Source organism: Duganella kummerowiae, from assembly GCF_053572355.1.
In genome coordinates this window covers 1-26697 of the sequence record NZ_JBKFEH010000025.1, presented here as the reverse complement: position 1 = coordinate 26697, position 26697 = coordinate 1, and the positions used below count along the sequence as shown (strand labels likewise).

Genomic DNA, 26697 nt, shown 5'->3' with positions numbered 1-26697 from the left:
CGCGCACAACTGTGGCGGCGCCGCCAATTGTAACGATTTAGTTACACAGCGCTGAACTATTCAGATATCAGGAAGTCTACAATAGCCGGTGGTTTTTCCTATTGACAACTTCTGAAGGTTTGAATAATGCGTCTGACGATCAGTTTCGCCGCCTTGTTCCTGACCGCCTCGGCCTACGCGGCCGATCCGTTCGATGACAAGTTCCGCCAGCTCGATGAACTGCTGCCCACGCCCAGCGCCCAGCGCACCGCCTCCGGCGCGCCCGGCCACGCCTACTGGCAGCAGCGGGCCGACTACACCATCCGCGCCAGCCTGGACGAGGCCAGGCGCCGGATCACGGGCAGCGAGCAGATCACCTACCACAACAATTCGCCCGACACCCTGGCCTACCTGTGGGTGCAGCTGGACCAGAACATCTTCAAGCCCGATTCCGACGCCCGCCGCATGGTGACCGCGCCCTCGCGCGAACAATGGGCCAAGGCGCGCGGCGACGAGGAAGGCATGAAGTACGAAGGCCTGCGCGCCATCCTGGAAGGCCGCAGCTTCGAGGGCGGTTTCGACATCAAGTCGGTGAAGACCGGGGCCGGCGGCGCGCCGCTCAAGTACGTCATCAACCAGACCATGATGCGCATCGACCTGCCCACGCCGCTGAAACCCGGCGCCAGCTACAGCTTCAACATCGAGTGGAGCTACAACATCAACGAGCAGAAGGTGCTGGGCGGCCGCTCCGGCTACGAATACTTCGAGGAAGACAAGAACACCCTGTTCGAGATCGCCCAGTGGTACCCGCGCATGGCGGCCTACTACGACGCCGTCGGCTGGCAGCACAAGCAGTTCCTCGGCTCGGGCGAATTCACGCTGGAATTCGGCGACTACGACGTCGAGGTGACGGTGCCGTCCGACCACATCGTGGCTTCCACCGGCGAGCTGCAGAACCCCGAGCAGGTGCTGACCGCCACCCAGCGCGAGCGCCTGGCCCAGGCCCGCAACGCCAAGTCGCCGGTCATCATCGTCACCCAGAAGGAAGCAGAGGCGGCCGAGAAATCGGTGGCGACCACCACCAAGACCTGGCACTACAAGGCCAGGAACGTGCGCGACTTCGCCTGGGCCTCCAGCCGCAAGTTCATCTGGGACGCCCAGGGCTACAAGAAGGATGGCACCAACGTGCTGGCCATGTCCTACTATCCCAAGGAAGGCAACCCGCTGTGGGAGAAGTACAGCACCCAGGCCATCATCCACACCATCGACCAGTACAACAAGTACAGCTTCGACTATCCGTATCCGACCGCGATTTCCGTCAACGGCCCGGTGGGCGGCATGGAATACCCGATGATCTCGTTTAACGGTCCGCGTCCCACCAAGGACAAGAAGACCGGTGCCCTGACCTATTCCAAGCGCACAAAGTACGGCCTGATCGGCGTGGTGATCCACGAGGTGGGCCACAACTACTTCCCCATGATCGTCAACTCGGACGAGCGCCAGTGGACCTGGATGGACGAGGGCCTGAACACCTTCGTGCAGTACCTGGCCGAGCAGGCCTGGGAAGAGAACTATCCGCAGACCCGCGGTGAACCGCGCGCCATCGTGGACTACATGCGCTCCAAAAACCAGGTCCCCATCATGACCAACTCGGAGTCGCTGCTGCAGTTCGGGAACAACGCCTACGCCAAGCCGGCCACCGCGCTCAACATCCTGCGCGAGACCATCCTGGGCCGCGAACTGTTCGACCGCGCCTTCCGCGAATACGCACAGCGCTGGAAGTTCAAGCGCCCGACCCCGGCCGACTTCTTCCGCACCATGGAAGACGCCTCCGGCACCGACCTGGACTGGTTCTGGCGCGGCTGGTTCTACACCACCGACGCGGTCGACATCAGCGTGGACGGCATCACCGAGATCGGCATCAGCAGCAAGAACCCGGAGACGGAAAAGGCCTGGAAAAAAGCCCAGCGCGACGCCGAACCCATCTCCATGACGGACCAGAAGAACAAGGGCATGGTGCGCCGCGTGGACCAGCACCCGGAACTGAAAGACTTCTACAACGAGCATGACGACTTCACCGTCACCAATGCGGACCGCAACAAGTACGCCGAGGCCACGGCCAGCCTGGAGCCGTGGGAAAAGGCGCTGCTGGCGCAGGGCAAGCACCTGTACCTGGTGGACTTCTCCAACGTCGGCGGGCTGGTGATGCCGCTGATACTGCAGATCGAACTGGAAGGCGGCAAGAAATACATCGAGCGCATCCCGGCCGAGGTATGGCGCTACACGCCCAAGAAGATCACCAAGCTGATCGTCACCGACGCGCCCATGGTGGGCCTGACCCAGGACCCGTACTGGGAAACGGCCGATATCGACACCAGCAACAACAGCTGGCCGCGCAAGGTGCAGCCCTCGCGCGTGGAACTGTTCAAGAGCGACCGGACCAAGGACGACATGATGCGCGACTTTAATACCCCGCTCAAGGCCAAGGACGAGAAGGCCAAGGCGGAAACCGGGGAAAAATGAGCCCGCGCTCAAGACTGGCCCTGCGCCTGAAAACCGCCATCGCGCTGCTGCTGTGCAGCGCGGCGGCGGCCGCGCACAACTTCCACATGGGGATGGCGGACATCAGCTACAACCCCAACACGGGCGGCACCGAGGTGGTCCACACCTATACCGCGCATGACGTGGAAGCCCTGCTGGGCAATCTGTACCAGCGCCAGTTCGACCTGTCGGATGCGGACGACCAGGCGGTGCTCAAGCGCTACCTGGAAAAGCGCTTCTACCTGACGGCGGAAGGCCGCCGCCTGCCGCTGCAGCTGGTCGGCATGCAGGCCAACGCCGACACCCTGCTGATCTACCAGGAGCTGCCCGGCACCGCGCTGCCGCCCGATACGGCGCTGTACAACGGCATGCTGACCGACTTCCTGCCGCAGCAGATCAACACCGTCAACGTCGGCAGCGGCAAGCAAGTGCGCACGCTGACCTTCGACGCGGCACACGCCGAGCAGCGCCTGCGATAAAAACTGTTTTCACCCCGGTTTTACGGCTTTTTTTCCCCGAAACGACATGCCGCGCTTTACCATCCTCGCCCTCGCCATCCTCGCCCTGCCGGCCCGCGCCGACGACATCCAGACCGTGCTGATCGGCGGTTCGCGCGCCAGCCAGCTGGGCGTGGCCGATTCCGCCAACGCCGGTTCGGTCAGCCAGCAGCAGCTGGACCAGCGCGTCAACTACCGCCCCGGCGAACTGCTGGAAGCCATGCCCGGCCTGATCGTCAGCCAGCACAGCGGCGAGGGCAAGGCCAACCAGTTCTACCTGCGCGGCTTCAACCTGGACCATGGCACCGACCTGCGCACCACGGTCGACGACATGCCGGTCAACCAGCGCAGCCACGCCCACGGCCAGGGCTGGACCGACCTGAATTTCCTGATCCCCGAACTGGCGGCGCGCCTGGACTACCAGAAGGGCCCCTACTCGGCCGCCAACGGCGACTTCGCCTCGGCCGGCGCCGCCTCCGTGGTGGTCGCCAACCGCCTGACCCGTGGCGTGGCCAGCGCCGGCGTCGGCCAGAACGGCTACCGCCGCGCCCTGCTGGCCGACTCGCCGGAGGTCAGCACGCCATGGGGCGACGGCAGCCTGCTGTACGCGCTGGAACTGATGCACAACGACGGCCCGTTCACGCGCGGCGACGACTACCGCAAGGCCAACGGCGTGCTGCGCTACAGCCAGGGCTACGCCAACAACGGCTTCCACATCACGGCCATGGCCTACCACGCCACCTGGAACGCCACCGACCAGATCCCGCTGCGCGCCGTCCAGGATGGACGGCTGGGCCGCTACGACAACATCGATCCCAGCGACGGCGGCGGCGCGCGGCGCTACAGCCTGTCCGGCGCCTGGGCCCGCACCGGCGCGGACAGCTACAGCCGCGTCAGCGCCTATCTCATCGCCAACCAGCTCGACCTGTATTCCAACTTCACCTACTACCTGGATGACCCGCTGCACGGCGATCAGTTCGCCCAGCCCGACCGGCGCGTCACCAGCGGCCTGAACGCCAGCCACAGCTGGCACCAGCACCTGGACGGCGACCGTTCCAGCGTCACCACGGCCGGGCTGCAGCTCCAGAACGACAATATCCACAACGGCCTGTATCACACCGAGGCCAGGCAGGTGCTGGAAATAACGCGGCGCGACCACATCGTCGAGAGCAGCGCCGCCGCGTACCTGCAGAACGCCATACGGTGGAGCGATAGTTTGCGCACCACGGCCGGGGTGCGGGCCGACGCCTACCGCTTCCGCGTCGCCAGCGACCTGGCCGCCAACTCCGGCAACGCCCGCGACCACCTGCTCAGTCCCAGCACCAGCGCCGTGCTGGGCCCGTGGGCCGCCACCGAGGTCTACCTGAACGCCGGCACCGGCTTCCACAGCAACGACGCGCGCGGCGCCGTCATCACGGTCGATCCCAAGACCGGCGCGCAAGCCGGCCGCGTCACCCCGCTGGTGCGCTCGCGCGCGCTGGAACTGGGCGTGCGCAGCGAATGGCTGCCCGGCCTGCAGTCCTCGCTGTCGCTGTACCGGCTGGACTTCGACTCCGAGCTGGTCTACCTGGGCGACGCCGGCGCCACCGAGGCCGGGCGGCCCAGCCGCCGCTACGGCGTCGAATTCTCCAACTACTACAAGCCGGCCCGCTGGCTGACGCTGGACCTGGACCTGGCTTATGCGCGCGCCCGCTACCGCGGCCCGCTGCCCGAGGGCGACCCGGCCGGCGACCACATACCCGGCGCGGTGCAAGGCACCGGCCAGCTGGCCGTGACCGTGGATGCGGGCGGCCCGTGGAGCGGCGCGCTGCGCCTGCGCTACTTCGGCCCGCGCCCCCTCGACGAGGACAATACGGTGCGCTCCAGCGCCAGCCTGACCCTGAACGGCCGCCTGGCGTACAAGTTCGGCAAGTCGCTGACGCTGGAACTGGAAGCCTTCAACCTGGCCAACCGGCGCGCCTCCGCCATCGATTACTACTACACCTCGCGGCTCAAGGGCGAAAGCGCGGCGGTGGACGACATCCACTTCCACCCGATCGAATCGCGCTCGCTGCGCGCCACCGTGGTGAAGACCTTCTGACCTGGGTGAGAACGTCGTAAAATAGCTACATCAACCACCGAAGCGCCGCCCATGACCACCTCCGTGCCCATCTTCACCCATCCGCGCCAGATCAGCGCCGCCCTGCGCCACGATGGCTACGCCCTGCTGCCGCCGCTGGACGTGGCGGCCCTGGCCGGCGTGCCGCTGCAAGCGCTGGAGGCGCTGCGCCCCAGCTGGGATGCGCTGGAGCTGGACAACTACCTGAAGGACGGCGGCCGCTACCGGCGCCGCCGCCACTCCTGTTTCATCCAGCGCGGCGACGCCGTGCAGCAGACCGAGCACCGCGCGCACTGGCAACCGCTCGAATACAACGCCCTGCATGGCGGCATGCACCGCCTGTTCCAGCCCATGGACCCGGCCACGGTGGCCCAGCCAGCCTGGGACCGGCTGCTGCGCGCCATCGGCGGCGCCTGCAGCGCCGCGCGCGGCGAAGCGGCGCCAGACGCCTGGTATGTGGAAGCGCACCAGTTCCGCATCGACACCACCGACGGCATAGGCCGCCCCACGCCGGAAGGCGCGCACCGCGACGGCGTCGATTTCGTGGCCGTGATCCTGGTCGGGCGCGAGCAGATCAAGGGCGGCGAAACCCGCATCTTCGAGGCCGACGGCCCCAACGGCAAGCGCTTCACCATCACCGAGCCGTGGTCCATGCTGCTGCTGGACGACGCCACCGTGATCCATGAATCGACGCCCATCCAGCCAGTCGGCGAACACGGGCACCGCGACACCCTGGTGCTGACCTACCGCGCCGGCGGCTTCCAGGGCGAACACGCCTGACAGGCAAAAATTCCCTCCGGAGGGACAAATCCGCTATAGTCACCAAAGGGTAATAGGAGGAGAATGTCCTGTGGACGCCAGCTACGATATCAAGCCCGACGAAATCGAAATCCTCATCGTCGAGGATAGCCCGACCCAAGCCGAGCGCCTGCGCCGCCTGATCCAATCCGTCCACTACCAGGCCCGCGTGGCCGGCAACGGCAAGCTGGCGCTGGACGCGATCCACGAGCGCAAGCCGCACCTGGTGCTGTCCGATATCGTGATGCCTGAAATGGACGGCTACACGCTGTGCCGCGCCATCAAGTCCGATCCAGCGCTGCGCGACATCCCGGTGATCCTGGTGACCTCGCTGATGGACCCCAAGGACATCATCCGCGGCATCGAGTGCGGCGCCGACAACTTCATCCGCAAACCCTACGCCGAAGACTACCTGCTGAACCGCATCGGCCACATGCTGATGAACCAGAAGCTGCGCCGCGCGCAAAACATGGAAGTGGGCGTGGCGCTCTACCTGGGCGAGCAAAAGCACTTCATCAACGCCGAGCGCCAGCAAATCCTCGACCTGCTGATCTCCACCTACGAGCAGGCGGTGCAGGTCAACGCCGAGCTGCAGGCGCGCGAGCGCCAGGTGATAGAGCTCAACATGCGCCTGGCCCACCACGCCGGCGAGCTGGAAACCATCAACCGCGAGATCGCACTCAAGAACCTCGAGCTGGCCGAGGCCAGCCGCATGAAATCGGCCTTCATCGCCAACATGTCGCACGAGCTGCGCACCCCGCTGAACGCCATCATCGGCTTTACCGGCGCCCTGCTGATGAAGCTCCCGGGACCGCTGACCGACGAGCAGGACAAGCAGCTCAACACCATCCGCAACAGCGCCCGCCATCTGCTCTCCCTGATCAACGACATCCTGGACGTGGCCAAGATCGAGGCCGGCAAGGTCACCCTGGAACTGGGCTCGGTGCAGTGCCAGCACCTGGTCAGGGAAGTGGCGGAAACCCTGCGTCCGCTGGCGGCGCAAAAAGGCCTGTCGCTGGAGGTGGACCTGTCGGCGCCGGACATCGTGCTCAATACCGACCGCCGCGCCCTGACCCAGATCCTCATCAACCTGGTCAACAATGCCATCAAGTTCACGGAAAAGGGCGGCGTGCGCGTCACCCTGGCCGAGAAACAGGGCGACGGCAAGCCGATGGTGGAATTCTCGGTGGCCGACAGCGGCGCCGGCATCCGCCAGGAAGACCAGGCCAAGCTGTTCCAAGCCTTCTCCCAGCTCGATTCCACTTCCACCCGGCACGCCGAAGGCGCCGGCCTGGGCCTGTACCTGTGCCAGAACCTGGCCAACCTGATCGGCGGCTCGCTGTTCTTCACCAGCGACTTCGGCCACGGCAGTACCTTTACCCTGGCTTTGCCCAGGACATAGTTGTAGCGGGGAGACAGCGGGCCCACACCGTAGAACTACGGTATTGCACCGCAACATAAATCGGCCTAAGATAGGAACTGTCTCCTCCAACCGTTCGCTGAACATTGGAATTCGGCCCGCGCTGCAAGCTGCGGGCCTTTTTTTTGCCCATTTTTTTGCCCATCGCTCCTGGCTTTCATCCTGGTTGCTGCGCAGCATAGCGAGCGCGGCACTGAACAATTAAAACAATCGATTTAGTTATATCACTTGTTTTAATTATGTGGTGTAATGGCGCCATGAACGCCAAGTCCACCTCCGATCCCGGCAAACCGGCCGACGACGTCCGAAAGCCACGCTCCGACGGCGAACAATCGCGCGAGCGGCTGCGCCTGGCCGCCATGCGCCTGTTTGCCGAACGGGGCTACGCCAACACCTCCACCCGCGAGATCGCGCTCGCGGCCCATGCCAATGTGGCCGCCATCAGCTACTACTACGGCGACAAGGCCGGCCTGTACCGCGCCATCCGCGACAGCGTGTGCGTGCCGCCGGCGCAGAACATCGCCCTGTTCGACCAGCCGCATTTCACGCTGGCGCAAGCCATACGCGGCTTCTACCAGCAGATGATGGCGCCGCTGCTGAACGAGGATGGCAGCGGCCCGCTGCTGCTGCGCCTGTGGCTGCGCGAAAAGCTGGAGCCCACCGGCCTGTGGGACGATGAAATCGTCAACAGCATCAAGCCGGAGCACGAGGCTATGGCGCGCGTGCTGGCGCGCCACCTCGGCCTGCCGGTGGACGGGGCCTCGGGCGGCGCGAGCATACCGGATGCGGCGCACCACCTGACCTATGCCATTGCCGCCCTGCCGCTGCACCTGATGATCGCGCGCGACATCGTCAGCATCGTCACGCCCCAACTGCTGGCCGGGCCCGACGCGCTGGAACGCTGGCTGGAGCGGCTGGTGGACTACGCCCAGGCCATGGTGCATTTCGAGAAATCCAAACTGAAGGGCTAGAACCCGTATGAACAGATCCAAGCGCTTGGCCCGGGCCGCAGCGGCGGCCGCTGTCGCCGCCGCGCTGGCCGGCTGCGCCACCTCCTCCACGCCGCCGGCGGTGGCGGCGCCGCTGCCGCAGCAATGGCAGGCGCCCTTGCCGCACGGCGGCAGCCAGGCCGGCATGGCCGACTGGTGGCGGCATCATGCCGATCCCCTGCTGGCGCAGCTGATCGCGTCGGCCCAGGAGGCCAGCCCCAGCGTGGCCAGCGCCGCCGCGCGCATCGCCCAGGCCCGCGCCGAGCGCGTCGCCAGCGGCGCGGCGCTGGCGCCCACCGTGGACGCGGTGGCCAGCACCAGCCGCGCCAGCCAGCAATCGACCACGCCCATGGGCACCACCTCCACCGCCAGCCTGCAGGCGGCGTGGGAGATCGACGTGTTCGGCGCCAACCGCGCCGCGCGCGACGCCGCCCAACAGCGCCTGGACAGCGCGCAGGCCGGCTGGCACGAGGCGCGCGTCTCGGTGGCGGCCGAGGTGGCCAACCAGTACTACGCCCTGCGCGCCTGCCGCCAGCTGCTGTCGGTGGCGCAGCAGGACGCCGAATCGCGGCGCGGCACGGCCCGGCTGACCGAGCTGAGCGCCAGGGCCGGCTTCCAGCCGCCCGCCACGGCGGCCCAGGCCCGCGCCAGCGCGGCCGACGGCGCCAGCCGCGCCATCGCCCAGCGCGCCACCTGCGACAACAGCGTCAAGTCGCTGGTGGCGCTCGCCGCCGTGCCGGAACCCGAACTGCGCCAGCGCCTGGACGCCAGCGACGTGTCGGCATTGGCGGCGCCCTCCAGCGCCACGCCCGGCTACGTGCCGCCGGCCGAGCCCCAGGAACCAGGCGTGTGGAGCGGCCGCATCCCGGGTCCGGTGGCGGTCATCCGCCACGCCGGCGCGTATGGCGCACCGGCCATGGCCATCGCTACACTGCCGGCCGCCGTGCTGCGCCAGCGCCCCGACGTCTACCGCGCCGAACGCGAAGTGGCGGCCGCCAGCGCCGAGGTGGATGGCGCGCGCGCCCAGCGCTACCCGCGCCTGTCGCTGACCGGCTCGGTGGGCAAAGGCAGCTTCCGCAGCGATGGCCAGAGCATCACGGCCAGCACCTGGACCCTGGGCCCGCTGACCCTGTCGCTGCCGCTGTTCGACGCCGGCCGCCGCCAAGCCTATGTGGACGCCGCCATCGCCCGCTATGAATCGGCGGTGGCGGCCTACCGTGGCGCGGCCCGTACCGCCGTCAGCGAGGTGGAGCAGGCCCTGGTCAACCTGGACGCAACTTCCGAGCGCGCCACCCACGCCGAAACGGCGCTGGAAGGCTACCGCAGCGCCTACCGCGCCACCGAGGACCTGTACCGGAACGGCATGGCCAGCCTGCTGGAACTGGAGGATGCGCGCCGCACCCGCCTGGCCGCCGAAAACACCGTCATCAACCTGCGGCAGGAACGCAACGCCGCCTGGGTCGCCCTGTACCGCGCCGCCGGCGGCGGCTGGAGCGCGCCCGACCACACCAACCTGGCCTCATCGCAATGAAGATCCCTTCCATGAAACTGCAACCCCTGGCGCTGGCCCTGCTGGCCGTGTTCACCCTGGGCGGCGCCGGCCTGGCGCTGTACCCGCAGGCCGGCAATGCGGCCGACGACAAGAAGGACGCGGGCAAGCAGGCGGCCCGACCCGCCCTCACCATCACCACCGCCGCGCCGCAGCGCGCCAGCCTGCCGATCAAGCTGGCCGCCAACGGCAACGTGGCGGCCTGGCAGGAAGCCAGCGTGGGCAGCGAATCGGGCGGCCTGCGCCTGACCGAGGTGCGCGTCAACGTGGGCGACGTGGTCAAGGCCGGCCAGGTGCTGGCCGTGTTCTCGTCCGAGACCGTGAACGCCGACCTGGCCCAGGCCCGCGCCGCGCTGCAGGAAGCCGAGGCCAACGCCGCCGAGGCGGCCGCCAACGCGGCCCGCGCCCGCAGCCTGCAAAGCACGGGCGCCTTGAGCGCCCAGCAGATCAGCCAGTACCAGACCGCCGAGCAGACCGCCAACGCCCGCATCGCCTCGGCCAGGGCGGCCCTGGCCAGCCAGCAGCTGCGCCTCAAGTACACCCGGGTGGTGGCGCCGGACAGCGGTGTGATCTCGGCCCGCAGCGCCACCGTGGGCGCGGTGGTGGGGGCCGGCACGGAACTGTTCCGCATGATACGCCAGGGCCGCCTCGAATGGCGGGCCGAGGTGGTGGCGGCCGACCTCAAGCACCTCAAGCCCGGCACCGCCGCGCTGGTGAAAGCCCCCAACGGCGCTGAACTGAGCGGCAAGGTGCGCGTGATCGGCCCCACCGTGGACGCCCAGAACCGCAGCGCCCTGGTGTACGTGGACCTGCCCACCGTGGCCAACTCGCCGTTCAAGGCCGGCATGTATGCCAGCGGCCAGTTCGAGCTGGGCGCCTCCGAGGCGCTGACCGTGCCGCAGCAGGCCATCGTGGTGCGCGACGGCTTCAGCTACGTGTTCCGCCTGGAGCCCAGCCGCCACGTGCGCCAGGTCAAGGTGCAGACCGGCCGCCGCCTGGGCGAGCGCATCGAGGTGCTGAACGGGATCAGCGTGGGCATGCAGCTGGCCGTCAAGGGCGCCGGCTTCCTCAACGACGGCGACCTGGTGAACCCCGCCGCCGAACCGGGGGCACCGGCGGCGCCGGCCGCTCCCAGGGTGGCCGCGCGCTGAGGACGACCATGAATTTTTCCGCCCTCTCGATCCGGAACCCGATTCCGGCCATCATGCTGTTCGTCCTGCTCACGCTGGCCGGGGCCCTGGCCTACAAGGCCAACCCGGTGCAGGACTTCCCCGACATCGAACTGCCCATCGTCACCGTCAGCGCGGTGCTGGACGGCAGCGCCCCGGCCCAGCTGGAAACCGAGGTGGCGCGCAAGATCGAAGACTCGGTCGCCACCCTGCAGGGGGTGAAGAATATCTACACCACGGTGCTGGACGGCGCCGCCACCATCACGGTCGAATTCATCCTGGAAAAGCAGCTGAACGAAGCCGTCAACGAGGTGCGCGACGCGGTGGCGCGGGTCAAGCCCGACATGCCGGCCGAGCTGCGCGATCCCACCGTGACCAAGGCCAGCACCGCCGGCCGCGTGGTGCAGACCTTCACCGTGGCCGCCGGCCCCGACGCCGGCAACAGCTACGATACGCAAGAACTGAGCTGGTTCGTCGACAACACCGTCTCCAAGCGCCTGCTGGCCGTGCCCGGCGTGGGCGCCGTCAAGCGCGTGGGCGGCGTCTACCGCGAGATCCGCGTGGAACTCGATGACGCCCGCATGGCCGCCCTGGGCGTTTCGGCGCTGGACGTGTCGCGCCAGCTGCGCCTGGTGCAGAAGGAAGCGCCGGGCGGACGCGGCGACGTCAGCGGCGCCGAGCAAGCCGTGCGCACCATCGCCACCGTGAAATCGGCGGCCGAACTGGCCGCCATCGACCTGCCGCTGGGCGACGGCCGCCACCTGCGGCTGGACCAGGTGGCCACCGTGAGCGACACCGTGTCCGAACCGCGCGCCCTGGCGCAGCAGGATGGCAAGCCAGTGGTCGGCTTCGAGATCTTCCGCACCAAGGGCGCCAGCGAAGTGGCGGTGGCGCGCGGCGCCCGCGCCGCCGTCGAGGAACTGCAGAAGGCCCATCCCAAGCTGGTGCTCAAGCAGGTCATCAACAACTCCACCGCGGTCGAGGAAGACTTCGCCGGCTCCATGCACCTGCTGTACGAAGGCGCGCTGCTGGCGGTGCTGGTGGTGTGGTGGTTCCTGCGCGACTGGCGCGCCACCATCGTGGCCGCCGCCGCCCTGCCGCTGTCGGTGATGCCGGCCTTCCTCGGCATCTACCTGTTCGGCTACACGCTCAACACCGTGACCCTGCTGTCGCTGGCCCTGGTGGTGGGAGTGCTGGTGGACGACGCCATCGTCGAAATCGAAAACATCGCGCGCCATCTGCAGATGGGGAAAACGCCGATGCAGGCCGCCACGGAAGCGGCCGACGAAATCGGCATGGCGGTAATCGCCACCACCTTCGCCCTGGTGGCCGTGTTCCTGCCCACCGCCTTCATGAGCGGCATTCCCGGCCTGTTCTTCAAGCAGTTCGGCTGGACCGCCGTGCTGGCCGTGCTGGCCTCGCTGGTGGTGGCGCGCTTGCTGACGCCCATGATGGCGGCCTACCTGCTGAAACCCGCCGTGCACAAGGCGCAGGAAGATGGCCCCATCATGGCGCGCTACATGCGCACCATGCGCTGGTGCCTGCGGCATCGACTGCTGACCGGCCTGGCCTCGGCCGCCTTCTTCGTCGGCTCCATGATGCTGACCGGGCTGCTGCCGACCGGTTTCGTGCCGGCCGCCGACCGCGCCCAGACCCAGATCACGCTGGAACTGCCGCCCGGCTCCACCCTGGCCGAGACCCGCGCCATTGCCGGGCAGGCGCGCGCGGCCGCCATGGAAGTGAAAGGCATCACCGGCATCTTCAGCTCCATCGGCGGCGGCTCCAGCGGCGACAGTTTCGCCCCCGGCGCGGCGGCCGAGGCCCGCATCGCCGTCCTGACCCTGACCACGGTGCACCGCACCGAGCGCAAGGAGTCCTTGCCCGACATCGAGGAACAGCTGCGCCGCAAGATGGACGCCATCCCCGGCGCCCGCTTCAAGGTCGGCGCGGCCGACAACGGCGTCAAGATGCAGCTGGTGCTGCGCTCGGAAGACCCGGTGGCGCTCAACGAGGCCGCGCAAAAGGCCGTGCGCGAACTGCGCACGCTGAAGGGCATAGGCAACGTGCGCTCCACCGCTTCGCTGGTGCGGCCCGAGATCATCGTCAAGCCGGACTTCGCCAAGGCCGCCGACTTGGGCGTGACCGCCTCCTCCATCGGCGAGACGGTGCGCGTGGCCACGGCGGGCGACTACGACACGGCGCTGACCAAGATGAACCTGCCCGAGCGCCAGGTGCCGATCCGCGTCAAGCTGCCGGACGCCGTGCGCGCCGACCTGGACGCCATCGGCCGCCTCACCGTGCCGGGCAAGAACGGCCCGGTGCTGCTGGCCACCGTGGCTGCCATCAGCATGGAAAGCGGCCCGGCCGAGATCCACCGCCTGAACCGCAGCCGCAACATCACGCTGGAAGTGGAACTGGGCCGCCGTTCGCTCGGTGAGCTGAACGAGGAAGCGCGCGCCCTTCCGGCGCTGAAGAATTTGCCGCCGTCGGTGAAGATCGCGGAACTGGGCGATACCGAGGAAATGGCCAACCTGTTCGCCAGCTTCGGCATCGCCATGCTGATCGGCGTGCTGTGCATCTACGGCGTGCTGGTACTGCTGTTCAAGGACTTCATGCAGCCGGTGACGATACTGGCGGCGCTGCCGCTGTCCATAGGCGGGGCCTTCGTGGCGCTGCTGGTCACGCACAGCGCGCTGTCCATGCCGTCCATGATAGGTTTGATCATGCTGATGGGGATAGTCACCAAGAACTCCATCCTGCTGGTCGACTATGCTATCCTGGCGCGCCAGGCGGGCATGAGCCGCTTCGATGCGCTGGTGGACGCCTGCCACAAGCGCAGCCGTCCCATCCTGATGACCACCATCGCCATGGGCGCGGGCATGATGCCGCTGGCCCTGGGCTGGGGCGCGGACCCCAGCTTCCGTTCGCCGATGGCGATCACGGTGATCGGCGGCCTGATCACCTCCACCCTGCTCAGCCTCCTGGTGGTGCCGGCCGTGTTCACCTACATCGACGACCTGGAGCACCTGCTCAAGCGCGGCATGCAGAAGCTGCGCCGCCAGCCCGCCGTCCAGGCCCAGTCCACCCCCGCGGCCGCCACCCCGGCCGCCGAACATTGAGGAGTACCGCATGAGCATGCAAATCCAGGAACTGCCGGACGTGAAAGTGGCCTACCTGCGCTACAAGGGCGCCTTCGGCCCGGCGCTGGGCGAGTTCTGGGCCGAGGTGTTCCAGCCCTGGCAGCAGGCTTTCCACCTGACCGGCCGCGTGACCTATGGCGTCACCCGCGACGACCCGCACACCACGCCGGAAAACGAATGCCGCTACGACGCCTGCGTGGCCGTGGACGACAATTACCGCACCGCCGATCCGGCCCGCGACGCCGTGCTGCCGGGCGGGCGCTACGCCACCGTGCATTTCAAGGGCACGGCGGACCAGGTGCCGCAAGCCTGGCAGGACTTCGTGGCCAGCGTGGAACCGGCCGGCCATGCTTTCGATCCAGCGCGGCCCTGCTTCGAGCGCTACGCCGCCGACTACGCCATGGGCGCGGACGGCGTGTTCGAATCGGATTTGTTCATTCCGGTGCAGTGACGGGGCGCGGCGTCCAGCCGCCGCCCATGGCGCGGTACAGGTCAACCGAGGCCACCAGTATCCGCGTCTTCAATTGCAGCCGTCCCACGTCCGCGTTGTACAGCGTGCGCTGGGCGTCCAGCTCCTCCAGGTAGGAGGCGTAGCCGTTGCGGTAGCGGTTGTGCGCGATGCGCAGCGTCTCGGCCGCCGTGGCGCGCCGCGCATCGTTCTGCACCGCCTGCTCGTTCAGGCGGTAGATGGCGCCCAGGCTGTTGTCGGTTTCCGCGAAGGCCGTGCGCACCGCGTTCTCGTAGGCGATGGCGGTCTGGTCGCGCTGCGCGGCGGCGGCGTCGGTCTGCGCCTGCACCCTTCCTCCCTCATACAGCGGCGCCGCGGCGGCGGCCGTCAGGTGCCACAGCGCCGTGGGCGCGTTCAGGAAGTCGTGCCATTTCAGGTTCTGCACCCCGCCCACGGCGGTCAGCTTGAACGAGGGCAGCAGCTGGTCGCGCACCGCCAGCAGGTTGGCGTTGGCCGCCACCAGGTTGAATTCGGCGCGGGCGATGTCGGGACGGCGGCGCAGCAGGTCGGACGGCAGCCCGGCCGGCACCGGCGGCGGCGCCAGTTCGGCCAGCGGACGGCCGCGCGCGATCGGGCCCGGATTGCCGCCGGCGAGGATGGACAGCGCGTTTTCCTGCTCGAAGATGGAGCGCTTCAGCTGCGGCACGGTTTCGGCCGTGGTCTGGTACTCGGCTTCGGCCTGCAGCCATTCCAGGCGTGAGCTGTAGCCCACGTCGAACTGGCGCTTGGCCAGGTCGCGCGATTCCTGGCGCAGCTTGAGGGTGGCTTCGGTCAGTTCCAGTTGGGCGTCCAGGCCGCGCAGGTTGAGGTAGCCGGTGGCCACGGTGGCGGCAATGGACAGCGCGGCGGCGGCGGCGTTGGCCTGCTCGGCCGCATAGCTGGCGCTGGCGGCATCGGTCTGGGCGGCCAGGCGGCCCCACAGGTCGACCTCGTAGCTGGCCTGGAATTCGGCCTGGTAAACATTGGTGACGTAGGGCTGCCCGGTGTAGGCCAGCTGGCGGGCGCGGGTGGGCGCCGTGTCCACGATGACGCTGGCTTTCTGGGCGGCGGCGGTGGCTTCGACTTGTGCCCGGTACTGGGCCACGCGGGCGCGGGCGATGCGCAGGTCGCCATTGTGCTCCAGCGCCGTGCGCACCAGCGCGCTCAGGGCCGGATCGCCGTAGCTGTCCCACCACTGGCGCTCGATGGCGGGCGCATGGGCGGCCGGCCCGGCAAAGGCCGCGCTGCGCCACTGCGGCGGCGTCTGCAAGGTGGAGGCGGGCGGCGCCGGCGCCCTGGCCGCGCATGCCGCCAGCAGCGATGCCAGTGCGAGCCCGGAAAGCCGGGTCACGGCACGGCGCGGCGCCACCCCAGCGCGCGCGTCTGCCGGCGCCTGGGTGCATGCGGGCAGGCTATGTTGTCGCTTTGCCCGACCTGACCCCGCCTTCATCGCTGGGCTCCGGCGTTGGCGGCGGCCTTGCGGTCGGCGTCGTTCAGCACCGAGGAGGTATCTATGCTGACGATGACCGACATGCCGGGCCGCAAACGGCGCGCCTGGGCCTGGCCCGGGTCGATGCGGATGCGCACGGGAATGCGCTGCGCAATCTTGACGTAGTTGCCGGTGGCGTTGTCGGCCGGGAGCACGCTGAATTCGGAGCCGGTGGCGGGCGAGATGCGCTCCACCTGGCCGGTCAGGGTGGCGCCATCGAGCGCATCGACCTTGAAGGTGGCGCTCTGCCCCACCTGCACATTGTTCATCTGCGTCTCTTTCAGGTTGGCGATCACCCACAGCTGGCGCGGGACCAGGCCCATCAGCTGTGCGCCCGTGTTCACGTAGGCACCCTTGCGCACCGTGACCTGGCCCAGCTGCCCATCCTCGGGCGCCGTGATGCGGGTATTGTCCAGGTCCACCCTGGCCGCCTTCAGCGCCGCCGCGGCGTTGGCCACCGCCGCTTCCAGCGACTGCTTGTTGACCGTGACCGACTGCACCTGCTGGCGCGCGATATCGAGGCTGGCGCGCGCCTGCGCCACGGCGGCCGCCGTCTGCGCCCGCGCCGCCTTGGACTGGTCCTGCTCGCGCACCGACAGCGAACCATCCTCGGCCAGCTGGTTGACGCGGCTCAGGTCCGCCACCGCCTTGGCGGCCTGCGCCTCGGCATTGGCCAGCGCCGCCTGGTTCAGCGCCACGTTGGCCTGGGCGCTGTTGCGCGACTGCGCCCAGTTGTCCAGCGCCGCCTTCTGCGCCGCCAGCTGGGCCTGGGCCTGCTCGTAGCGCTGCTGGTAGATGCGATCGTCGATCTGCACCAGCAAGTCACCCTGCTTCACGTTCTGGAAGTCCTGCACATGGACTTCCGTGACATAGCCGGCGATCTGGGTCCCGATCAGCGTGACCTGGCCGCGCACCAGCGCATTCTCGGTCGAGACGATGGCGCTGCTGAAGGGCGGCAGCCGCCACGCATACAGCACCACCAGCACGCCGATCACCGCCACCAGCGCAAAGATGGCGGCCGACACCCACTGCCCGCGCGTATCGGGAGGCGGCGCGGTGGGCTGGGCCGCCGCCACGGCGGCTGCCGCAGCGGCGGCGGCCACCGCGTTGACGTCGGCCTGGGTCGGCGTGGTGGAGGACGATGCTGGAGTAGGTGAAGTCGGGTTGGTCATGGTGGAGTCAGTGTAGTCACTCAGCGTGAACCGGCATTGTTGAGGGAAACCTGCGCCAGCCCGGTCTGGGCATTGTTGATGGGCGCGGGCTGGCAGGTGACGCAGATGCTCCACAGGTAGCGCGCCAGCAGCCAGCCCATGGTCAGCAGCGCGACCACGGTAATCATCAGGAAAACGTCGTTGTAGGCCAGGATGTTGGCCTCACGCGTGGCGGCCGCGCCCAGGTTGGCCACGCCATTGGCGCTGCGCAGGGCGGGATCGGCCAGCGTCCCGCCGCCGGACTGCACGCGCGCCGCCACCTGCGGGTCGAGCAGGGTCAGGTGGTCGACCAGCACACTGGAATGGAACTTCTCGCGCAGCACCTGGAAGGTCCCCACCAGCGCGCTGCCCAGCAGGCTGCCCAGGTTTTGCGTGATCGAGAACATCACGGAAAAACTGACCAGGTTGTTCGGCGCGGCAATCACGGCGCCGAATCCGGACACAAAGGTCGGCCCGATGAAGAAGGCGCCGCCAAAGCCGAGCAGGAACTGGCTCAGGTACAGGTCGGAAGGACGGGTCAGGTTGGTGGCGTCCGAATCCATGTAGGCGCCCAGCGCCATCACGGCCAGCGAGAAGATCAGCGAGGGCTGGATGCGCGCCGGCGTGATGGTCAGCGCGCTGGCCACCAGTCCGGCAATGGTCCCGGCCATCACTACCCACCACAGGGTCTGCATCTGGTCATTGTTCAGGCCCAGCGCCTGCAGGAAGCCGACGGTGCCGTTGGCTTCCGACTGCACCACGCGTATCAGCAGTACCGATAGCGCCAGCCGCGCCATATTGCCGTTCGAGAGCCAGCGCGTATTGATCAGGGGGCGCTGGCGGTTATGCTCGATCAGCAGGGCCGCCAGGATCAGCACGATGGACGCCGCCAGCGCATAGCCCAGCCAGCGCGATTCCAGCCACCACACGGTGCGGCCCAGCGCCAGCACGGCCGACAGCAGCGCCACCCCGGGCGCGAACAGGCCGAAGGTGACGAAATCCAGTTTTTCAAAGGCGCGGATGCGGTCGCCCGGCGGCAGCTTGAGCATCAGCACGCAGGCCAGCGACAGCAGGGCCAGGCCCAGCTCGAAGAAGTACAGGCCGCGCCACTCGCCGTATTCCAGCAGCTCGGACGAGAACAGGCGCGCCAGCGGCAACGCCAGCTGCGAAAAGCCTATGCCCAGCACCACGGCCTTCAGGCGGTGCTGGGCGGTGAAGGCCTGCAGCACGTAATACAGGCCCAGGGTGGTCAGGGCCGCCCCCGACATGCCGTGCGCCACCCGCACCGCGATGGCGGAACTGAGGCCGTGCACGAACAGGTGGGCCACGGTGGCGGCCGCGTAGATCCCGAGGAACAGCTCGGTGAACAGGCGCAGGCCATACTGCTGGCGGAATTTCACCAGCAGCAGGTTCATGGACACGGTGGACATCACGTAGGCGGCCGGCAGCCATTGGATCTCGGCCGAATACACCCCCAGCGAGCCTTGCAGGTAGGGCAGGTTGACCGAGACCAGGGCGTTCCCCAGGCCGCCGGTGATGGCGACGATCAGGCCGACGACCAGGTAGGCCAGGCGGCGCGCCGCCGGGTGATCGGGATTGGAAGGCGACCCGGGCAAGGTGGGGCGCTCATGCGGGAGCCATTTTTGCGGGGCATATACGTCCATGCGTGGCGTCAGGGTCGGATTGATCGGCAGAGGCTGAGCGCCAGCATATCACCATGGCGCCCGGGAATGAAGAACCGAAAGGCAGAGTTGCGTATCGATAGCGACGATGCGCCTGTCCGTCACTGCCGCGCACGCGGCAGTCCATGCTGGGCGGGCCGGCCGGCTCAGCATGGGCTCCCGCGTGCGCGGGAGCGACGGGTGGGGACGACTCAGACCGCGACGCCGGCCGCTTCGCGCAGGAAGCTGCGGTGCGAAGCCAGCGCCATCTTGAAGGCGTCCACGGACTCCTGCAGCTTGCCGCCGTCGGCGGCCACCCACAGCGAGGCGTCGGTCACGCCGGGCGCCGGACCGTTGGTGGGGATGCCGGCCCGCAGCAGCAAGTCCTCGCCCGCGCCCAGCGCCAGGATGGGCTTGCAGTGGCGGTACTGCTGGCGCACGAACTCCAGCGCGTCCGCATCGGACTTGAGCACCTGGACCGAGGCCACGCCGTCGGCCACCACCAGCGCGTCATACAGCACGGCGGGACCGGCGTCGATGGAGATTTCGACGTCGATGGCCTCGCCCTCCTCCGTCACCAGCTGGCCCAGCGCCGGCGCCACCAGGCGCGGCACGGCGCCGGCCGCCAGCAGGTCGGCGTACAGCGCCTTCAGGCTGTCGCCTTTTGCGCCGGGGGCGGCCAGGATGGCGACCTTGCGGCCCTTGATGCCCTTCTCGCCCGGGCGCGCCAGCAGTGACAGCGCGGGCGACGGTTCGTACTGGGGCGGCGGCAAGGTAGTGGCCAGCGGCATGGGCGCCGGCACCTGCAGGCCCAGGCCCTGGGCCACGCCCTCGGCCAGGATGGGATCGACATTGGCCAGCATGGACAGCAGGCGCAGGCGGATGGCCTGGGTCTGTACGCGGGTCAGCTCGAAGCGGAAGGCGTTGACGATGTGGGCCTGCTCGTCCGGCGACTGGCTGATCCAGAACAGGCGCGCCTGGCCATAGTGTTCCGCGAACAGCTCCGGCTTGCCGCGCACCTTGTCCTCGGGGACGTCGCGCAGGCGGCTGAAGGCGGTGGTGAAGCCGGCCATGCCGGCCTGGAACGGGCAGCCGCCGCCCAGCGAATTCGGTTCGTAGGCCACGCGGCCGCGGTGCACGGCCTGGCGGTGCATGCCGTCGCGCTGGTTGTTGTGGACCTGGGCCAGCGGCGCGTTGATGGGAATCTCGTGGAAATTGGGGCCGCCCAGGCGGCTGATCTGGGTGTCCAGGTAGGAGTGGATGCGGCCCTGCAGCAGCGGATCGTTGCTGAAGTCTATGCCCGGCACCACGTGCGCGGTGCAGAACGCCACCTGTTCGGTCTCGGCGAAGAAGTTGTCCGGATTGCGGTTCAGGACCATCTTGCCTACCATCTGCACCGGCACCAGTTCCTCGGGCACCAGCTTGGTCGCGTCCAGGATATCGAAGGGGAATTGCGCCGCCTGCTCCTCGGTGAACACCTGGATGCCCAGCTCGTACTTGGGGTAGTTGCCGGCCTCGATGTTCTCCCACAGGTCGCGCCGGTGGAAATCGGGATCGGCGCCGATGATCTTGGCCGCCTCGTCCCACATCAGGGAGTGGGTGCCGGCCAGCGGCTGCCAGTGGAACTTGACGAACACCGCTGCCCCGGCCGCGTTGACCAGGCGGTAGGTGTGCACCCCGAAGCCCTGCATGGTGGCGTAGCTGCGCGGGATGGCGCGGTCCGACATTTGCCATAGCAGCATGTGGGTCGATTCCGGCATCAGGCTGACGAAGTCCCAGTAGGTATCGTGCGCGCTGGAGGCTTGCGGCATGGCGAAGTGGGGCTCCGGCTTGACGGCGTGCACCAGGTCGGGAAACTTCATCGCATCCTGGATGAAGAACACCGGCATGTTGTTGCCCACCAGGTCCCAGTTGCCTTCCTCGGTGTAGAACTTGACGGCGAAACCGCGCACGTCGCGCACGGTATCGGCCGAGCCGCGCTCGCCGGCCACGGTGGAGAAGCGCACGAACACCGGCGTGCGCTTGCCAGCCGCCGAGAACGGCGCGGCGCGGGTCAGGTCGCCCAGGTCGCGGTAGGCCTCGAAATAGCCGTGCGCCGCCGAGCCGCGCGCATGCACCACGCGCTCCGGGATGCGCTCGTGGTCGAAGTGGGTGATTTTTTCGCGCAGGATGAAGTCTTCCATTGCGGTCGGGCCGCGCAGGCCGACCTTCAGCGAATTCTGGTTGTCCGCCACCGGCACGCCCTGGTTGGTGGTCAGCTGCCGTTCGCCCGAGTCCACGCGCACCCTATCCAGCGCGGCGTTGGACGGATTGACGCCCTGCGGCGGCACGCCGTCGCCGGTTTTCGGGCTGGGCTTGGTCTCGCTGGCCGTGCTGGCCGTGGCCGACGCATGGTGGATGGGGCAGGTGCGGCCGGGCTGCGGCGTGCGCGCCGCCTCGCCATGCTCGCCGGCCTTGCTTTCGTTGTACGGTATCTGCGCCGACAACTCCTGCGACGCCGCCACCTTCTGCAGCAGGGCCGCCGCCTCGGGGCCGGGGTTGCCCAGGCTTTGCGGCGGCGGCGCCGAGGATGGCCCGGACACGGTGCTCAACACGGAACCGGCGCCCTGCACGGGCGATGGCGATTGCTTGGAAGACGTCATGTTTACCTCTCGGGTTGGGATCAGTGCGAAATCAGGGCGATCAGGATGATGACGGGGATGGGCACGCCCAGCAGCCACAGTAAAATCGAACGCATGTTTTCTCTCCTTGTTCAGACGCGGCTGGGATGCAGCGTGACGCGGTCGCGCAGGCGGCCGCCGAATGTGGCGCACAAGCTGGCGACGAAAGCGCCGATCAGCAGGGCGATGAACATCCACAGCGCGGAGGCTGCGGCCGCCTTGCGGGCCTCGTCGGCGGCGGCCTTGGCCGCGTTGGCGGCGTCGGTGGCGGCCTTCTTCATGCGGGCATAGGCATCGTCCACGCGGCGCCCGGCGTCGGCCGGGGCCAGGCCGGTGCGTTGCGCCACCAGGGTGGCCAGGTACTGGCGGTCGTCGGCGGCCAGGCTGCCGTTCTGCAGGGTGGCGAGCAGGATGCGGTTCACTTCCGCGCGCTGGGCGCCATTGTCGGTGTCCGGCGCGGCGCTCGGGCTGCGCAGCAGCACATCGGCGTAGTAGCCGCCCAGGGCGCGCTCCCTTCCCTCCGGCGCCGCAGCTTGGGCCATGGCTGGCGCTGCGCTGGCGGCGACGGCAGCCACGCCGGCGCCGGCCTTGGTGGCGCCGCTGAACACGGCGCTGACGGCGCCCGCCATCACGGCGGCGGTCAGCAGGGTGGCCACGGCCCAGGCCAGCAGGCCATGGGCGGTGTCGCGGAAATACACTTCGTCATCGTGCACGCTGGCCCACTTGACGCGCAGGCGTCCTGCCAGGTAGCCGCCCACGGCGGCCGAGGCCAGCTGCATGAAGGTCAGCCACAGGATGGTGGAGCGGCCGATCGGGGCGTCGCTGTAGCGCCATGGCGAGACGGCCGACAGGCCCAGGCCGAAGCCAAGGATCAGCAGGATGAAGGACAAGGCGGCGGCTGCGGCGGCGCCGGCAAATACGGCGCTCCAGCTGACGCCGGCGTGGTGGCCGTCGAAATCGGCGGTCAACACCGTGGCCGGCGCGACGCCGGGAATCGGGGCTTGCGATAGCATGGCAGGTCTCCTCACGGGTACGAAGCTGCTTCAGAATGAGCAGGGCGAGGCGCGGCACCGAAGGCAGTGCGCCTGCACGGCGAGGTGCTGCAACGACGCCATGGTCATTCTGAAACAGCTTCTGTAGGCAAAAAATGCGGCGGCTACCGCTGGGTGGCGGCGCCGCCGTCGATATGGGGCACGGCAGGAGCTTATTTACGCGAGCTCAGCAGCTTGGACAGGCCATAGCCCGCCGCTGCAGCGATCAGCACCGAGATGGCGGGCTTGTTGCGCACGTATTCGCGGCCGGTTTCGGCGTACTCCTTGTAAGAGGCGCTGAACTGCTTGGCGCGCTCGGACAGGCTGACGGAGGAGTTTTCGACGGTGTCGGCGACCTTGTCCACGCCGTTGTGGGCGCTGGTGGCCAGGCGGTTGGTCACGGCCGGCACCTTGTCGGCCACCTTGTCGATGGCGGTGTGGGCGTCGGCGCGCAGGTCGCGGTTGATCTGGGTCACGCCTTCGCGGGCGGTGTTGATTTTGTTGTCGGTGCTGGTGTCGATGTTAGCGCTCATGGTCATTCCTTTATGTGGGGTTGTTAGGTCAATCCACGATAGGCGCTCGGCCGCATGGCCACAGTGCGGCAGCTAACAAAATCGCCCCCTCTCCCGGCTGGCGGGCTTATGTGCGTACGCACACTGACGCTGGGGCCCAAAAAGGAGGATACTGAGGCGCTTGGATCTCTTTGCAGGAGAAGGAAATGTTTCCCGTGTCCACGACTCCCAGCTCGGCCATCTCGCTGCCCACGGTACAGCAGTCCAACCCCGTGCTGCCGGCCACGCCGGTCACGGTTAATCCTGCGGCCACCGTCAGCAGCACCATCGAGCTGGCGCCGCTGGCGTCCACGGCCGTGGATTTCTCGCCGGTGGCGCAATTCCTCTCCAGCGTCTCGCAATCGCAACAGCAGCTCAACCAGCTGCAGGCCGCCGTAGCCAATGGCGAGGGCCCGCCGGACACGGAAACCGAGCAAGCCAACCTGAATTCCGCAGCGCAAAACCTGGTGAACGCGTTCAACCTGCTGCCGCCCACCACCTTCGAGCAGGCGCAGGTGGTGCAGAATGCGGCGCTGGTCAACAACATCGTGAACAACCTGACCCAGCAGGGACAGAATGGGGGCGACCAGGCCGCAGCCAACACCACGGCGACCAACCTGGCGCGCATCGGCATCACGCTGCAGCCGCCGCTGCTGGCGGACGCCAGCGCGGGGCTGAGCCTGGATGCGGACGTGCTGCGCCAGGCCTACAACGTGGACCGCCAGGGCACCACCAACCTGTTGCAGCAGACGGCCAACACCTTTGGCCGCATCGGCAACGAATTCGCCCAGCAGCTGAGCAATGCGGCCAGCGCGGTGCAGGCCGCCAATCCGGACGGCACCTTGCCGCCGGCCAGCGTGGCGGCCAATCTGCGGCTGAACGCCGCCCGCCAGGCCTTGCTGACGCCGGCGCCGGAAACGGCCGCCGACCGCCTCGCCGCCCAGCGCGCGGCGCTGGACCGGCTGGCGCCGCGCATCCAGAGCACGCCCTCGCCGCTGGTCGACCTGGCGCAGCTGCAGCAGCAGGCGAATGGGCTGGGCAACAACCGGCTGGGCACGATACAAACAGCGGCACAGCAGGCCGCGCAGTTGCAGGCCAACCAGGCCGCCAGCCTGCTTACCACACAACAGGCCGCAGCCCAGCAGGCGGCGCAGCTGCAGACCGACCAGCTTGCGCAGCAGCAAGGCACACAAGCAGCAAACCAGACAGCGGCGCAGCAGGCCGCACAGCAGCAGCTTGCCCAGCTCGATCAGCAGCAGGACACACAAGCGGCAGGCCAGACGGCAGCCCAGCAGGTGGCACAGCAGCAGGCCGACCAGCTCGCGCAGCAGCAAGGCACGCAGGCGGCAAACCAGGCGGCTGCCCAGCAGGCCGCGCAGCAACAAGCTGACCAGCTCGCACAGCAGCAAGGCACGCAAGCGGCAAGCCAGGCGGCAGCCCAGCAGGCAGCACAGCAGCAGGCTGACCAGCTCGCGGAGCAGCAAGCCACGCAGGCGGCAAACCAGGCGGCAGCCCAACAAGCTGCTCGACTGCAAGCCGACCAGCTGACGCAGCAGCAAGTCATCGAGGCGGCGAACCAGACAGCGGCACAGCAGGCTACACAGCTGCAAGCCCAGCAGTTGGCCGAACAGCAGGCCGCAAATCAGACGGCGGCACAGCAGGCCGCTCAACTGCAAGCCGACCCGCTGGCGCAGCAGCAAGCCACCCAGGCAGCGTATCAAACAGCGGCACAGCGGGCCGCGCAGTTGCAGGCCGGCCAGGCCACGCAACAGCAGGCTACGCAAGCGGAGTATCAACCCGAGGCACAGCAGGCCGCGCAATTACAGGCCAACCAACTGGCCGACCAGCAAGCAGCGCAGCAAACCGCCAACCAGAGCGCGCAACAGGCAGCACGCCTGCAGGCGAACCAGACGGCAGAACAGCAAGCCGCGCAGCTGCAAGCCAACCAGGCCGCCAACCAGCAGACGGCACAGCAGACGGCGGCGCAGCAAACCGCCGCCCAGCAGATCGCGGCCCAGCAAGCCGCACTGCAGCAGGCCACGGCGCAAGCCCAGCTGGCCGCCGCGCAGCAAGCCGCCGCCATAGTGACGGGCAACCAGACCCCGACCCAGGCCGCTGCCCAGGCCCAGCTGGAATCGCAGCTGGAAGCCCAGCTGCAAGCCAACCAGGCCAACGCCCAGACCGCGCAGAATGCCCAGCTCAGCGCCGCCACCCAACAAGCGCTGCAGCAATCACAGACCGACCTGGCCACGCAGCAAGCCCAGCAGGTAGCCCAGCAAGCGCAATCCGACCAGCAGACGCTGGCGCTGCAGCAGGCCAACGCCCAAGCCACGGCCCAGGATACCCGGCAAGCGGCGCTGACCGCCGCCCGGCAGCAAGTCCAGCAATCGGCCAACAGCGCCGCCACCTTGCAGGCCCAGCAGCAGGCCAACGAGGTACTCGACGCCCAGCAGCAGGCCGAGGCACAGCAGGCCGCGCAGACCACGGCCGAACAGCAGGCCAACCAGGCCCAGGACGTCCAGCAGCAAACCGGGGCCCAGCAAGCCGCCCGGACCACGGCCGAGCAGCAGGCCACCCAGGCCCAGACCGGACAGGCCGCCGACAACGCCGCCGCCATCCAGGCCCGCGCCACGCAGACGGCGGCCAACGCGCTGCAGACCGCCACCACGGCCAGCGCCACCGCCTCGCAGCAAGCCCAGGCCGCGCAGCAGGCCGCCGCCGCGCTGGCGGCTGCCCAGGCCAGCGCCCAGCAGGTCGACGCCAACGCCACCGTGGCGGCAGCCAATGCAGCGGCCGCCACCGCCGCCCAACAGGCGCGCGCGGCCCAGAGCGCGGCCGCCGAACTGGCAGCCGCCAGCACCGCCGCCGCCCAGGCAGCGGCGCAAGCGCGCAGCGCCCCCAGCTCCAGCGCCACGCGGGACAGCGCCAACTCCGCCGCCCAGCTGGCGGCCCAGGCGCAGAGTATCGCCGCCCAGCTGGCCACGGCCAACGCGGCGGCGGAAACCGCGATGGCCGAAGCGCGCGCGGCCCAGGCGGCGGCCAACGCCGCCATCAACGCGGCGGCGCTGCAGGCCAGCGCCTCCACCAGCCCGGCCACGGACCTGGCGGCCCAGGTCGCGGCCGACGCCGAGGCGGCCGCCGACGCCGCCGGCCGGAACCCGGCCGGCCAGGCCGACCCTCTGCGCGCCAATCCGGCCCTGGCCGGCGCCATCGCCGCCTACGCCATCAACGACACGGTGGCGACGGCCAACCGGCCCGGCGGCGCCAACGGCCTCGCCGTCCCGCGTGTGAATGCCGTGAACGCCGTCACCGCACCGGGCGGCGCGGGCGGCACTACCATCGCCAGCGGCGACGTCAACCGCTAAGAACCCGTTCCAAAAAGACCATGGCGTCGTTGCCGCTCCTTGCCGTGCAGGCGCACTGTCTGCGTCGCGGCGCCTGGCCCTGC

Annotated in this window: 17 protein-coding genes; 11 read left to right on the top strand and 6 right to left on the bottom strand. The window is 68.6% G+C overall.

The window, feature by feature from the left end:
* The first annotated feature begins 126 nt into the window (after positions 1-126).
* From ACLB1G_RS26785 to ACLB1G_RS26740, 10 genes are all read left to right on the top strand, one after another.
* On the top strand, positions 127-2502 hold the full coding sequence (locus tag ACLB1G_RS26785) for a M1 family metallopeptidase (protein WP_491630324.1): 2376 nt from the start codon (positions 127-129) through the stop codon (positions 2500-2502).
* Positions 2499-2999 (top strand): DUF6702 family protein, encoded by a 501-nt coding sequence (locus ACLB1G_RS26780; RefSeq protein WP_491630323.1) that lies wholly within the window; start codon positions 2499-2501, stop codon positions 2997-2999. The genes ACLB1G_RS26785 and ACLB1G_RS26780 overlap by 4 nt, the downstream gene beginning before the upstream one ends.
* Before the next feature lie 46 nt (positions 3000-3045).
* Positions 3046-5097 carry a TonB-dependent receptor gene (locus tag ACLB1G_RS26775; protein ID WP_491630322.1) on the top strand — a complete coding sequence of 684 codons (2052 nt, stop codon included), beginning with the start codon at positions 3046-3048 and terminating at the stop codon, positions 5095-5097.
* A 51-nt stretch (positions 5098-5148) separates the two neighbouring features.
* The gene (locus ACLB1G_RS26770) at positions 5149-5895 is read left to right on the top strand and encodes a 2OG-Fe dioxygenase family protein (RefSeq protein ID WP_491630321.1); all 747 of its coding nucleotides are present in this window, start codon (positions 5149-5151) and stop codon (positions 5893-5895) included.
* Between the two features lie 70 nt (positions 5896-5965).
* Complete coding sequence (locus ACLB1G_RS26765) at positions 5966-7315, top strand: hybrid sensor histidine kinase/response regulator (RefSeq protein ID WP_491630320.1); 1350 nt, start codon at positions 5966-5968, stop codon at positions 7313-7315.
* Between the two features lie 275 nt (positions 7316-7590).
* Positions 7591-8304, top strand: a complete 714-nt coding sequence (locus ACLB1G_RS26760; protein WP_491630319.1) for a CerR family C-terminal domain-containing protein — start codon at positions 7591-7593, stop codon at positions 8302-8304.
* A 7-nt stretch (positions 8305-8311) separates the two neighbouring features.
* Positions 8312-9853: a TolC family protein gene (locus ACLB1G_RS26755; RefSeq protein WP_491630318.1), complete on the top strand. Its 1542-nt coding sequence runs from the start codon at positions 8312-8314 to the stop codon at positions 9851-9853.
* 11 nt (positions 9854-9864) lie between these two features.
* Positions 9865-11022, top strand: coding sequence for an efflux RND transporter periplasmic adaptor subunit (locus ACLB1G_RS26750; RefSeq protein WP_491630317.1), 1158 nt, complete (start codon positions 9865-9867; stop codon positions 11020-11022).
* An 8-nt stretch (positions 11023-11030) separates the two neighbouring features.
* Positions 11031-14159 (top strand): efflux RND transporter permease subunit, encoded by a 3129-nt coding sequence (locus ACLB1G_RS26745; protein ID WP_491630316.1) that lies wholly within the window; start codon positions 11031-11033, stop codon positions 14157-14159.
* Positions 14160-14169: 10 nt separating this feature from the next.
* A complete protein-coding gene (locus tag ACLB1G_RS26740) occupies positions 14170-14631 on the top strand; it encodes an AraC family transcriptional regulator (RefSeq protein WP_491630315.1) in 462 nt (153 codons plus the stop codon).
* On the opposite strand, the gene ACLB1G_RS26735 is transcribed toward ACLB1G_RS26740, so the two are convergent.
* The 6 genes from ACLB1G_RS26735 to ACLB1G_RS26710 all read right to left on the bottom strand — a co-directional run bounded on the left by ACLB1G_RS26735 (position 14615) and on the right by ACLB1G_RS26710 (position 23231).
* Positions 14615-16018, bottom strand: a complete 1404-nt coding sequence (locus ACLB1G_RS26735; RefSeq protein ID WP_491630314.1) for an efflux transporter outer membrane subunit — start codon at positions 16016-16018, stop codon at positions 14615-14617. The genes ACLB1G_RS26740 and ACLB1G_RS26735 overlap by 17 nt on opposite strands.
* A gap of 95 nt (positions 16019-16113) precedes the next feature.
* Complete coding sequence (locus tag ACLB1G_RS26730) at positions 16114-17328, bottom strand: HlyD family secretion protein (protein ID WP_491630313.1); 1215 nt, start codon at positions 17326-17328, stop codon at positions 16114-16116.
* A 20-nt stretch (positions 17329-17348) separates the two neighbouring features.
* A complete protein-coding gene (locus tag ACLB1G_RS26725; RefSeq protein WP_491630312.1) occupies positions 17349-18962 on the bottom strand; it encodes an MFS transporter in 1614 nt (537 codons plus the stop codon).
* Positions 18963-19219: 257 nt separating this feature from the next.
* Entirely contained in the window at positions 19220-21649 is a 2430-nt protein-coding gene (locus ACLB1G_RS26720; RefSeq protein ID WP_491630311.1) for a catalase, read from the bottom strand.
* Positions 21650-21759: 110 nt separating this feature from the next.
* On the bottom strand, positions 21760-22680 hold the full coding sequence (locus ACLB1G_RS26715; RefSeq protein WP_491630310.1) for a hypothetical protein: 921 nt from the start codon (positions 22678-22680) through the stop codon (positions 21760-21762).
* 191 nt (positions 22681-22871) lie between these two features.
* Entirely contained in the window at positions 22872-23231 is a 360-nt protein-coding gene (locus ACLB1G_RS26710; RefSeq protein ID WP_491630309.1) for an ElaB/YgaM/YqjD family protein, read from the bottom strand.
* Positions 23232-23425: 194 nt separating this feature from the next.
* Between ACLB1G_RS26710 and ACLB1G_RS26705 the strand changes: the two genes are divergently transcribed.
* On the top strand, positions 23426-26614 hold the full coding sequence (locus ACLB1G_RS26705) for a hypothetical protein (protein WP_491630308.1): 3189 nt from the start codon (positions 23426-23428) through the stop codon (positions 26612-26614).
* Positions 26615-26697: the final 83 nt, after the last annotated feature.